7 protein-coding genes are annotated in these 12,851 nt (G+C 62.8%); 4 read left to right on the top strand and 3 right to left on the bottom strand.

Annotated features, from left to right (window positions below):
* Nucleotides 1-281 precede the first annotated feature (281 nt).
* Both P8H27_RS16400 and P8H27_RS16395 read left to right on the top strand, forming a co-directional pair.
* On the top strand, nucleotides 282-1,676 hold the full coding sequence (locus P8H27_RS16400) for a PLP-dependent aminotransferase family protein (RefSeq protein WP_289638693.1): 1,395 nt from the start codon (nucleotides 282-284) through the stop codon (nucleotides 1,674-1,676).
* A gap of 499 nt (nucleotides 1,677-2,175) precedes the next feature.
* The gene (locus P8H27_RS16395) at nucleotides 2,176-4,191 is read left to right on the top strand and encodes a U32 family peptidase (RefSeq protein ID WP_289638692.1); all 2,016 of its coding nucleotides are present in this window, start codon (nucleotides 2,176-2,178) and stop codon (nucleotides 4,189-4,191) included.
* A 169-nt stretch (nucleotides 4,192-4,360) separates the two neighbouring features.
* Here P8H27_RS16395 and gdhA read toward each other — a convergent pair whose 3' ends face one another.
* From gdhA to P8H27_RS16380, 3 genes are all read right to left on the bottom strand, one after another.
* Complete coding sequence (gene gdhA / locus P8H27_RS16390) at nucleotides 4,361-5,701, bottom strand: NADP-specific glutamate dehydrogenase (RefSeq protein WP_289638691.1); 1,341 nt, start codon at nucleotides 5,699-5,701, stop codon at nucleotides 4,361-4,363.
* Between the two features lie 279 nt (nucleotides 5,702-5,980).
* Nucleotides 5,981-8,323 (bottom strand): bifunctional diguanylate cyclase/phosphodiesterase, encoded by a 2,343-nt coding sequence (locus tag P8H27_RS16385; protein ID WP_289638690.1) that lies wholly within the window; start codon nucleotides 8,321-8,323, stop codon nucleotides 5,981-5,983.
* A gap of 140 nt (nucleotides 8,324-8,463) precedes the next feature.
* Complete coding sequence (locus P8H27_RS16380; RefSeq protein ID WP_289638689.1) at nucleotides 8,464-9,216, bottom strand: AraC family transcriptional regulator; 753 nt, start codon at nucleotides 9,214-9,216, stop codon at nucleotides 8,464-8,466.
* Between the two features lie 401 nt (nucleotides 9,217-9,617).
* Between P8H27_RS16380 and P8H27_RS16375 the strand changes: the two genes are divergently transcribed.
* Both P8H27_RS16375 and lon read left to right on the top strand, forming a co-directional pair.
* Nucleotides 9,618-10,340 (top strand): hypothetical protein, encoded by a 723-nt coding sequence (locus tag P8H27_RS16375; protein WP_289638688.1) that lies wholly within the window; start codon nucleotides 9,618-9,620, stop codon nucleotides 10,338-10,340.
* Between the two features lie 57 nt (nucleotides 10,341-10,397).
* Nucleotides 10,398-12,809: an endopeptidase La gene (lon, locus tag P8H27_RS16370; protein WP_289638687.1), complete on the top strand. Its 2,412-nt coding sequence runs from the start codon at nucleotides 10,398-10,400 to the stop codon at nucleotides 12,807-12,809.
* The last annotated feature ends 42 nt before the right edge of the window (nucleotides 12,810-12,851 follow it).

The raw sequence follows: 12,851 nt of genomic DNA, 5'->3' as shown, positions 1-12,851 counted from the left end.
AGTGTATTTCAGAAAATTGAGCTGATTCAATAGGTGCAATTTACATTTCGATTTATTTTCCGCGCAACCACCTTCCACCATGCCCGGAGGATTATCACAAGCCATTGATTTATCGAAAGATACCCATAGCCTTGCATGACAAGAGGGTCCTCGACCCTCGACCCGACCTGGAAGCCCCGTCATATCTCGCGCAAAACAGCGCACATTGAGTCGATCATTTTAGTGATCGACTCAATGTGCTATTTTCCAAAACAATCATTACTACAATCGGTAGCGACAGCATGTGGACTCCTCAACTCAACGAGCTCAATCAGCCGATGTACCTGTTGATCGCCGATGCGCTGGAGCAGGACATCAACAACGGCTCGCTACAACGCGGGGATCGTCTTCCGACCTTAAGGGAACTGGCCAAAGCCCTGGACGTCACACCCGGCACTATCAGCCGCGCCTACAGCGAGGCGCAGCGGCGCGGACTGGTGCAGGGTGAAGTGGGCCGCGGCACCTACGTGCTCAAAAGAAACGTTTTGCAGTCACACATAATTACCCCCGCCCAGTCTATCCCGCCCACGCACCCGGAAATTCTTGACCTGTCGATCATCAAGCCGCATGGAGAGGCCTTGGAATATTGGCTAAGGGACGCGCTGGTGAACCTGGCCAAGAGCACCGACTTCGAACGGGCTCTCGATTACGCGCCGGATGGCGGTCACCCGCTGCACCGCGAAGCCGGAGCACAATGGCTGCGCCATTCACTGCCGGACGCACAATGGCAACAGGTGGTGATCACCAGCGGCGCTCAGCATGGATTGATGGTGGCAATCAGCGCACTGACCAACTCCGGGGATCTGATACTCTGCGAGTCGCTTTGCTATCCCGGCATCATTTCGGTTGCCCATAGCCTGGAGCGGCAGCTGCGCGGCGTTGCAATGGACGAGGAAGGAATCATTCCCGAGGCGCTGCGGGAGATCTGCACTCGGGATAAACCGGCGATGCTGGTGTGTGTTGCGACCTGCCAGAACCCAACCACTGCGACCATGTCCCATAAGCGTCGCGAGCAGATTGCCGCACTCGCCGAAGAGTTTGACTTCATCATTCTGGACGACGACATCTACGGTTTTCTCGCCACCGACCCCAGCATCAAGCCATTATCCGCGTTCGCGCCAGACCGTTCGGTGTACCTGACAAGCCTGTCCAAGTCAGTAATGCCTGCGCTTCGAGTGGGGTACCTATACAGCCCGCCAAAAATGCTTTCACGGCTGTCTTCGATGGTGCGCAGCAGTGTCTGGATGGCGTCGCCGCTGACGGCGCAACTGGCCAGTAATGTGATTACTGAAGGCCTCGATCACAAGCTTATTCGCATTCAGCGGCACGAGGCCGCCGTCCGCCAGGCTATTGCTGCCGAGATATTTAGCGGCCTCCAGATCAAGGCCCAACCTAACAGCTATCATCTTTGGCTAACCCTGCCAAAACCCTGGAGTAGCGACGAGTTCGCCCTGTTAGCTCGAGCTAACGGCGTTCTGATACTGAGCGAATCCCAATTTCAGGCCGAGCATTCCGACACCACGAGTAATAGCGTCAGAATTGTGCTTATGTCGCCGACCAGCCACGACGAACTGCGATTCGCTTTGACTCAGTTAGCGAGCTTGATCAATACCCCTGACCCTCGAAGATTTTATTAGCAGGCCGTTGAAAAACTACCTGCGTTGCCAATACTGCGTTAAAAATGGCCTCAAAATGCTCATTTACACCACCTAAATTCCGCTTTTGATTCGCTACGCTCACCCCTTCGGGGCCAGCCTGCGGCTGTTACTCCGCTGCGCTACGTTGCGGCCATTTTTGCCTTGTCTTGGCTGCCTCGCCTACATTTTTCAACGGCCTGTTAGCCCCCAAGAAAACCAAAGCCCCACGCGGCCGAAACAACAGCAGGCGAAGCCCCCCCCCTGCAATTGCACGCAAAAACCACCACACACCGCTATTCAGGTGCTGACGGCGTTCATCCAGATCGACCAGGCGACAAGGTCGAGACGGACGGCAGCAGCCCGGCGCCCTGGAACCAGAAGATCGCCGACAGCCTGGCCGTCGAAATCAAGTAAACTTCTCGCGCGTCACCCGACAAACCCGGCCGGCGCAGGCCGGGTTTGTCGTTTTGCACATTTCCTATCTGGTTGAAGCCACGCCATGTCCCTGCCCAAGCACCATCTCGAACTCCTCAGCCCCGCGCGCGATGTCGGCATTGCCAAGGAAGCCATCCTGCATGGCGCCGACGCGGTGTATATCGGCGGCCCCGGCTTCGGTGCGCGGCATAACGCCAGCAACAGCGTGGCCGAGATTGCCGAGCTGGTGCAGTTCGCCCATCTGTTCCATGCGCGGGTGTTTGTCACCCTCAATACCATCCTGCATGAGGATGAACTGGAGCCGGCGCGGCAGATGATCTGGCAGCTGTACGAGGCTGGGATCGATGCGCTGATCGTGCAGGACATGGGCGTGATGGAGCTGGACATTCCGCCCATCGAGATCCACGCCAGCACCCAGTGCGATATCCGCAGCCTGGACAAGGCGCGCTTCCTCGATGGCGCCGGCTTCTCCCAGCTGGTGCTGGCCCGCGAGCTGAACCTGGAAGAAATCGGCAACATCTGCCGCAACGTCGATTCGGCGGTCGAGTTCTTTATCCACGGCGCGCTGTGTGTGGCGTTCTCCGGGCAGTGCAATATCTCCCACGCGCAGACCGGGCGCAGCGCCAACCGCGGTGACTGCTCGCAAGCCTGCCGCCTGCCGTACACCCTGAAAGACGATCAGGGCCGCGTGGTGGCCTTTGATAAGCACCTGCTGTCGATGAAGGACAACAACCAGACCGACAACCTGATCCATCTGGTCGATGCCGGCGTGCGCTCGTTCAAGATCGAAGGGCGCTACAAAGACATGAGCTACGTGAAAAACATCACCGCGCACTACCGCCAGGAGCTCGACGCCATTCTCGAACAGCGCCCGCAGCTGGCGCGCGCCGCCAGCGGCCGCACCGAGCACTTCTTCACCCCGGACACCGACAAGACCTTCCACCGTGGCAGCACCGACTACTTCGTCACCGATCGCAAGGTGGACATCGGCGCGTTCGATTCGCCGACCTTTACCGGGTTGGCGGTGGGCTATGTCGAGAAGGTCGGCAAGCGCGACCTGATCGCCGTCACCGATACGCCGCTGTCCAACGGCGATGGCCTGAATGTGTTGATCAAACGCGAAGTGGTGGGTTTTCGCAGCAACATCTGCGAACTGAAAGCGGAGTTCGACGAGGACGGCGAGAAGCGTTACCGCTACCGCGTCGAGCCCAACGAAATGCCCGAGGCCATGCAGCGCGTGCGCCCGCAGCAGCCACTCAATCGCAACCTCGACCACAACTGGCAGCAGGCTCTGCAGAAAACCTCGGCCGAGCGCCGCGTCGCAGTCACCTGGCAGGTGGCGGTGCAGGGTGATCAGTTGCACCTGAGCGTAAGCAGCGAAGAGGGCGTGGTCGTCAGCGTCAGCCTGGCCGGCCCGTTCGCCGCCGCCAAGGATGCCGGGCAGTCCCGCGAGCAACTGGCCGATACCCTGAGCAAGCTGGGCACCACCATCTACTACAGCACCGCTGTGCAGATCGACTGCGAGGCCGTGCCGTTTATCCCCGGCTCGCAACTCAAGGCCCTGCGCCGCGAAGCCATCGAGGCGCTGACCCAAGCGCGCGTCGCCGTCCATCCGCGTGGCGGGCGCAAGCCGGTCAGCGTGCCGCCGCCGCTGTACCCCGAGTCGCACCTGACCTTTCTGGCCAACGTCTACAACGACAAGGCCCGCGCCTTCTACCAGCGTTACGGCGTGCAGCTGATCGATGCGGCCTACGAGGCCCATGAAGAAGCCGGCGAGGTGCCGGTGATGATCACCAAGCACTGCCTGCGCTTCTCCTTCAATCTGTGCCCCAAACAGGCCAAAGGCGTCACCGGCGTGCGCACCAAAGTGTCGGACATGCAACTGATCCATCAGGACGAAGTGCTCACCCTGAAATTCGACTGCAAACCCTGCGAGATGCACATCATCGGAAAAATGAAGGGCCATATTCTGCACCAGCCGCAACCGGGCAGCGCCGCCAGCACGAGCGGCACGCTCGCTTACATCACCCCGGAAGACCTGCTCAAGAGCATCAAGAAAAAACCGCCCGGCAGCCACTGAGGGGCTGCCGGAGCCGATCTCCGCGATTGATTCAGGCCATGTTCACATGGGTTGCCGCGAACAACGCCGTCAGCGCACGACCGGCGGCGCCAGCCGAGGACATCGAACAAGCGCTGGCTGACGACCCCATGCAGGCGCCGTCACCTGGCGGCGAACGATGCCAATCGGCTCAAACCACTCCTTGCGCCAGCATGGCATCGGCGACTTTGACGAAGCCGGCAATGTTGGCACCCTTGACGTAGTTGACGAAACCGCTCGGCTCGGTGCCGTAACCAATACAGGCATGATGAATCGATTGCATGATGCCGTGCAGTCGCTCATCGACCTCGCCGGCCGTCCAGTGCAGGCGCATGGCGTTCTGGCTCATTTCCAAGCCACTGACCGCGACACCGCCGGCATTCGAGGCCTTGCCTGGGGCATAGAGGATCTCGGCGTCGATGAACACATCCACGGCGTCCAGAGTCGAGGGCATGTTGGCGCCTTCGGCCACACAGAAACAGCCATTTTTCAGCAGGGTACGGGCGTCGGCGGCATCCAGTTCGTTCTGCGTGGCGCACGGCAGCGCAACATCGCACGGCAGGTTCCAGGGCCGCTGACCGGCGTTGAACTGCAGGCCGAATTGCACGGCCATTTCACTGATCCGCCCGCGACGCACGTTCTTCAGCTCCAGCAGATACTGCCACTGTTCCTCGCTCAAGCCGGCCTCCGCATACAGAGTGCCTTCGGAGTCGGACAGCGAGATCACCTTGCCGCCCAGATCCATCACCTTACGCGCGGCATATTGCGCCACGTTGCCCGAACCGGAGATGGCCACACGCAGGTCATCGATGGTTCGCTCACGCCCCTTGAGCATTTCCTCGGCGAAATACACGCAGCCGAAACCGGTGGCTTCCGGGCGGATCAGACTGCCACCGAAGGCCATGCCCTTGCCAGTCAGCACCGAGCTGAACTCATTGGCCAGGCGCTTGTACTGGCCATACATATAGCCGATCTCGCGAGCGCCCACGCCGATATCACCGGCCGGCACGTCAAGGTTGGCGCCGATATGCCGATACAGCTCACTCATGAACGACTGGCAGAAACGCATGACTTCGTTGTCGCTCTTGCCCTTGGGGTCGAAGTCCGATCCACCCTTGCCGCCGCCCATCGGCAGCGAGGTCAGGGAGTTCTTGAACACCTGCTCGAAGGCGAGGAACTTGAGCACGCCCAGGTTCACCGAGGGGTGGAAGCGCAGACCGCCCTTGTATGGGCCGATGGCGCTGCTCATCTGCACCCGATAGCCGCGATTGACCTGCACCCGACCCTGATCGTCGCTCCATGGCACCCGGAACAGAATGGCGCGCTCAGGCTCGACCATACGCTCGACGATGCCGCTCTGCAGGTAGCGCGGGTTGGCTTCGAGAAACGGCCAGAGGCTGCGCAGCACTTCCTCGACGGCCTGGTGAAACTCCGGCTGATCAGGATCGCGCCGCTTGAGGCGGGCAAGGAAAAACTCTACGGAGTCGGTCATGAAGCAGCCCTCGAATGACCGAGCAGGGCACGGTCGCACATTAAAATGAGGGCTGCACTTTAGCAGCAGCAAACGCACCGCAATAGAGCAAAATGTCGCCATTATGAATCTTTTTGGTGCAAAAACATAAATCATGCCCCTTCAGCCACGAGCATGATTCAAGGGCAGATCATGGTTGGCCGGATGTCGATCCTGCCCGGTCGCCGGAGCATGGCCCGGTTTGCAGGCGATAGACCTGCTAACCGCACGACGCCAAGCGATTTCGAGTGCGCTATAGGCTCAAGCCCCCTTCAATACCGGCGCCGTTAACGGCTGGGCGATCCAGGCCTCGAAGGCCTTGGCCGGCAGCGGCGGGCTGATCAGGTAGCCCTGGGCGACATCGCACTGCCAGCGTTCGAGCAGGCGCAGGCTGCAGGCCAGCTCGACGCCCTCGGCGACCACCTTGAGGCCCAGGCTGTGGCTCATCTCGATGGTCGAGCGGACGATCACCGCGTCTTCGCTGGCGTCATCGAGGTTGCGGATGAAGGACTGGTCGATTTTCAGCTCCTGCACCGGCATGCGCTTGAGTTGGGTCAGCGAGGAATAACCGGTGCCGAAATCGTCCACCGACAGGCTGATGCCGAGGTCGCGCAGACCGTACAGCACCTGCAACGCCAGGGTGGGATTGACCATCACCCCGCTCTCGGTGATCTCGAAAATCAGTTGCTCGGCCGGTACCTGGTAGCGCGCCAGCAACTGGCCAACGCGCACCGGCAACTTGGGATCGACCAGATCCTCGGTGGAGATATTCAACGACAGCTGCACGCGCAGGCCGCGGCCATTCCACTCGCGCAACTGCCGCAGGGACTCCTCGAGCACCCAGGCGGTGAGCCCCTGGATGCTGCCGGTGCGCTCGGCCAAGGGAATGAATTCGCCTGGCGCAATCATCCCCAGTTGCGGATGCCGCCAGCGCAGCATGGCTTCGGCCTGACGCACCTGACCGGCGGCGAGATCCAGTTTGGGCTGGTAATGCAGCAACAGTTCCGCGTTGTCGGGCGCCAGGCGCAGGTCACGAATCAGACGAATCTGGCGCTGGTGTGCGGCGTCGCGGCCACGCTCGTACATCTGCAGGCGCCCCGGCAGTTGCGCGGCGTCCTGCATGGCGATACTGGCGCGGCGCAGCAGGTCATCCGCGGTTTCACCATCGACCGGGTAGGCGGCGATGCCGACACAGCAATCCAGCACGACCTCCTGCTTGCCGAGGCGCAAGGGTTGGCTGAGCAAGTGCTGCAAGCGGTCGCCGACCACTACCGCACTGTCGCCGTCGCTGTTTTCCAGCAACAGCAGCAACTCGCTGGTCATCAGCTGAGCCAGGCTGTCGCCGGGGCGCAGGCTGTCTTGCAGACGCTGGCTGAGTTGCTGCAGGGCCAGATCGCTGGCGCCCGGACCACAACTGTCGTTCACCGCACGCAAGTTGCCCACGCCCACACACAACAGCGCCGTTGGCCGCCCGGCGGCAATCGCACTGCCGAGCCGCTCCAGCGCCAGGGCGCGATTGGGCAGACCGGTCAGCGCATCATGCAGGGCGTTATGCGCCAGTTGCCGCTCACGCTCGGCAATGCCCAGTTGCATGCGGTGGAATGCCTTGGCCAGACTGCCCAGTTCATCGCTGCGGTGCAATTCGAGGGGCATCTGGTAATCGCCCTGCCCCACCCGCTCGGCCAGCGCCGCCAGGCGCTGTACCGGCTGCGAAAGCGTGCGCGCCAGCAGCAAGGCGCCGCCCAGCGAGGCCAGCAGTGCGGCCAAGGCGATCAGCAGGATTTGGCGATCGAGCGGGGCAAAGGCCTGCTGTGCCTGAGTCAAGGATTTGTGCAGCAGAGCCTGGATCTGAAAATCTTCGCCACTGGCCAGCACCAGGCGCTGGCCGAGATAGCGCTCCGCGCCGACCTGCAGCGGGACGCTGGCGATGCTGTGCTCAACAGCCGTGTCGTCCTGCAGCAACGCCTGCGTCGAGGCCGGCAAAGTACTGATCCAGATCGCCGGCAGCCCCTCCTGACTGGCGACCAGGGTCAATTCGAGCAGGGTCAGCTCACGCAGCTCGCGCGCGAAGGCTTCGTCCATCTGGAAGCCCATCATCACCCGCGCACTCGGCAGGGGAGCGCTGACCGTGGCCTGTTCCATCAGGTAGATACTGTCGCCAATCGGCAGCAGGAAAATCTGCACGCCGTCGCGCCGCTGCGCCTTCACCCAGGTGCTCAGGCGCGCGGCCGTCTGCCCACTGATGCGTCGCTCGGTGCTCACCGCGAGACGGCCATCGAGGCCGAGCAGCATCGCCGCGCTGGCATTGATCCGCGCACCATGGCTGGCCAGTGCCGAGCGAATGGTTTCGCTATCGCCGCCGGCCACCGCTGCCTTGAAGCCGAGGTCAGCCGCCAGCACCTGCACCGCGTCGTGCAACTGCCGGCCGCGCACTTCGAGCAATTGTTCGAAGACCCGCGTACCGACATCCAACTGTTCGCGGGCCTGGTCGCGCACAGCCACAGCGGTGGCGGCTTGCACGGCGAAATACAGCGCGCCGACCACGACCAGCAGCAGCAGGATCAGCACGCTGGCGATACGCGCCTGAAAACTACCGGGCAGCATCGCGCACCGTTTTATTGAAAGCATCAGCAAAGGCATTCGACCGCCCCAGCGGCGGGCTATCGAACGGCACCGGCTCACTGCGTGTCCCCTGATACAGGCGCCGCTCGCAATGTGCTTGCCCGGCAGTAGTGGACACGGGGTTATTGAGCGCCGCGCAGACGCTTGGGGGTCAGGCCGAGATAGCGCCGCATGGCGGTGGTCAGCGCGCTCTGGCTGGAGAAACCACACTCCTCGGCGATGCGGATCAACGGCAGGCCGCTCTCGCGCAACAGCCGGGAAGCACTGTCGAGACGGGTTTTCAGCAGGTATTGATGGGGCGTCAGGCCGACGCTGTCTTTGAACTGCGCATGAAAATGGCTCGGGCTGAGGCACGCGACCTGGGCCAGCTCGGCGACGCTGATGCGCCGCGCCAGGTGTTCGAGGATGTAACCGTCCAGCCGTTCCAGATCGAGTGCCCCGGGCGTGCGACCGGCTTGCTCGCCGAACAGGCGCAGGTGCAGCGCACGCAGCAGCACGCCGCCGAGGGCGCGTGCCAGCAGCGGGTCGCTGCCGTAGCGCCCCAACTCGGCGCCGGCATAGCTCAGCAGGTTCTGGAAGTCGGCGTCCAGCTGCGGGTAACGCGGCGTCTCGAACAGATGGGTGAGCAGCGCCAGGTCTTCGCTGGAAGTGCCCTGCTCATCCAGGTCGACGATCAGCATGCGGTTGTCGCCCATCCCGGCGAACTGGTGATCGGCATCGCCGGGCACCAGGCAGGCGCGCATACGACACACCTCGCCACCGCGGCCGTTGACCTCGAACTCCGCGCGCCCGGTCAGCGACAGCACCAACTGGTGGTGATCGTGAGTGTGTTCGTGGGCCTGGTCATCCAGGCGCAGCAGGCGCGCTTTGAGCATTGCAACGACAATTCCGCAGACGATGTGATGGCACTTTAACCAGTTGTGCGGGTCGCCGTCACGCTCCGCGACCAGCGGCAGCCCAGCCCCCTGCAACGGCCGCGGTTGCCAGGCAATAGCAGGCCAGTGCCGTGCATTTGCCCATGAGCGTCGGGGGCAGTCAAGCGCCAAGCCGGTAACGCCGGCGACCGCCCCATTGCGCCGCCAGCCAGCCCTGAAACGGATCGCAAGCACCGCCCGGCGAGTGCACCAAAAAAGTCGGGCCAGCGGCCGCACGCCCAACGATGCAGCAGCGCGCGGCGGCGCGGCCGCGCAGACCGGGGTTTCCACCGGTTGGCAGGAGAGTTGCTTACACCCACGTGACCGGCAGCGTCCCTGCTGCCGATCCGAGGAGTCACCCAATGGAACTCAGTATTGCCCTGGCCTTCGCCTTGGCCGTGGGTCTTTTTCTGCTTGGCCAGTGGCTCACCCGACGTGCCAGTCGGCGCCATCGGCAGACGCTTGCCCAACTCCAGGGCGCTACCCTGCTGCGCACCCTTGAACTGCTGCAGGCCTTGCAAAAACATCGCTGCCTGGGAGCGGCGCAGGACATCGTCAGCGTCAGCCAGCGCAACGCCCTGGCCCGCCAGATCGACCGGCTCTGGCTGAACTGGCCGGGCCCCAGCCTGCAACTGGCACCACTGCAGCAGGACTGGCCGCAACTGCGGCGCAATCCAGCCGATTTCGAGGCCCATTGCCGAATGATCGAGGCCTTGCTGACCGTCGTCGAACAACTCGAAGAGCGCTTGTGCCTGCGCGACACGGCCGCGCTGCAAGGCCTGGAGCCGGCCTGCCGCAACCTGGAAGACCTGGCGCGGCTACGCGGCCTGGCGGTGCGCGCGGCCAACTACCGACGCTGTCCGGCCGGCCTGCACATGCAGATACGCGTGCTGTGCCGGCGCCTCGACGACCCCGCCCGCAGCGAACCGCTGCACAGCCTGTTGCAACGCCTGGAGGTGGAACTGCTAGAGGCGCCCCAGGTTCGCCTGGCACCCCATGACTGCTTCAGCTTGCTCACCCCTCTGATCGACGGTCGTTTGCATGACTTGCGCCACACCCTCAAAGCGCACATCGCAGCCGCCTGATTGAAAAACCCCAGGCACCGCCCCATGTAGCATTTAACGTGCAACTACAGGTGCCGCATGAACGAGCCACAGGACATCGAAATCGCCGCAGAACAAGCCCGCGAAAACGACCACGACAGCCGTAGCAGCCATGGCCTGGCGTTGCCCGACCAGCAATTACCGGACAAGTTGTATGTGATCCCGATTCACAATCGCCCCTTCTTCCCCGCCCAGGTGCTGCCGGTCATCGTCAACCAGGATCCCTGGGGCAAAACCTTGGAGCGCGTAGCCAACACCGCGCACAAGAGCCTGGCGCTGTTCTATATGGACGCGCCTGCGGCCGGCAGCGCCAGCTTCGACCCGGACAGCCTGCCCGAGCACGGCACCCTGGTGCGCGTGCATCATGCCAGCGAGGAAGGCGGCAAACTGCAGTTCGTCGCCCAGGGCCTGACCCGTGTGCGCATCCGCGGCTGGCTCAGCCGCAAACCGCCGTACCTGGCGGAAGTCGAGTACCCGAAAAGCTCGCCCGATCCGCGCGACGAGGTCAAGGCCTACGGCATGGCGCTGATCAATGCGATCAAGGAGCTGTTGCCGCTCAACCCGCTGTACAGCGAAGAGCTGAAGAACTACCTGAATCGCTTCAGCCCCAACGACCCCTCGCCGCTGACCGACTTCGCCGCCGCCCTGACCAGCGCCCCTGGCCACGAACTGCAGGAAGTGCTGGATACCGTGCCGATGCTCAAGCGCATGGAAAAGGTCTTGCCGCTGCTGCGCAAGGAGGTCGAGGTAGGCCGCCTGCAAAAGGAGTTGTCGGCGGAGGTCAATAGCAAAATCGGCGAGCGCCAGCGCGAATTCTTCCTCAAGGAGCAACTGAAGATCATTCAGCAGGAACTGGGCCTGAGCAAGGACGACCGCAGCGCCGACATCGAGCAGTTCGAGCTGCGCCTGGAGGGCAAGACCCTGCCCGAGCAGGCGCGCAAACGCATCGATGAAGAGCTGAACAAACTGTCGATTCTGGAAGCCGGCTCGCCGGAGTACGCGGTCACCCGCAATTATCTGGATTGGGCCAGCGCACTGCCCTGGGGCATCGTCGGCAAGGACAAGCTCGACCTCAAGCACGCGCGCCAGGTGCTCGATGCGCACCACGCCGGAATGGACGACATCAAGCAGCGGATCACCGAATTCCTCGCCGTGGGCGCCTTCAAGGGCGAGATCGCCGGCTCCATCGTGTTGCTGGTCGGCCCGCCCGGCGTGGGCAAGACCAGCATTGGCAAATCCATCGCCGAGTCCCTCGGCCGGCCGTTCTATCGCTTCAGCGTCGGCGGCATGCGCGACGAAGCCGAGATCAAGGGCCACCGCCGCACCTATATCGGCGCCCTGCCCGGCAAGCTGGTGCAGGCGCTGAAAGAGGTCGAGGTGATGAACCCGGTGATCATGCTCGACGAGATCGACAAGCTCAGCAGCAGCTACCAGGGCGACCCGGCTTCGGCACTGCTGGAAACCCTCGACCCGGAGCAGAACGTCGAATTTCTCGACCATTACCTGGATCTGCGCCTGGATCTGTCCAAGGTGCTGTTCATCTGCACCGCCAACACCCTCGACTCGATCCCCGGCCCCTTGCTCGACCGCATGGAAGTGATTCGCCTGTCCGGCTACATCACCGAGGAAAAACTGGCCATCGCCAAGCGCCACCTGTGGCCCAAACAACTGGCCAAGGCCGGCGTACCGAAGAAGCGCCTGACCATCAGCGATGCCGCGCTCAAGCTGCTGATCGAGGGTTACGCCCGGGAAGCCGGCGTACGTCAGCTGGAAAAACAGCTCGGCAAACTGGTGCGCAAGGCGGTGGTCAAGTTGCTCGACGACCCGGCCGGCACGATCAAGATCAACCCCAAGGATCTGGAGAGTTATCTGGGCATGCCGGTGTTCCGCCGCGAGCAGGTGTTTTCGGGCGTCGGCGTGATCACCGGCCTGGCCTGGACCAGCATGGGCGGCGCGACCCTGCCGATCGAGGCGACGCGCATCCACACCCTCAATCGCGGCTTCAAACTCACCGGCCAACTCGGCGAAGTGATGAAGGAATCGGCGGAAATCGCTCACAGCTATATCAGCTCGCACCTGAAACAGTTCGGCGGCGAGCCCGGCTTCTTCGACCAGGCCTTCGTCCACCTGCACGTACCCGAAGGCGCCACGCCCAAGGACGGCCCCAGCGCCGGGGTGACCATGGCCAGCGCGCTGCTCTCGCTGGCACGCAACCAGGCGCCGAAGAAAGGCGTGGCCATGACCGGCGAACTGACCCTCACCGGCCAGGTGCTGGCGATTGGCGGGGTGCGCGAGAAGGTCATCGCCGCGCGCCGACAGAAGATCTTCGAACTGATCCTGCCGGAGGCCAACCGCGGCTCCTACCAGGAGCTGCCGGACTACCTCAAGCAAGGCCTGAGCGTGCACTTCGCCAAACGCTACAGCGATGTGGCCAAGGTGCTGTTCGACTAGCCGCTGCACCCGTAGCCCGGATGGCATCCGGGCTACAAAAGT

The sequence above is a fragment of the Pseudomonas sp. sp1636 genome, from assembly GCF_030376615.1.
Lineage (GTDB): Bacteria > Pseudomonadota > Gammaproteobacteria > Pseudomonadales > Pseudomonadaceae > Aquipseudomonas.
This window is presented reverse-complemented; position numbering and strand designations above follow the sequence as displayed.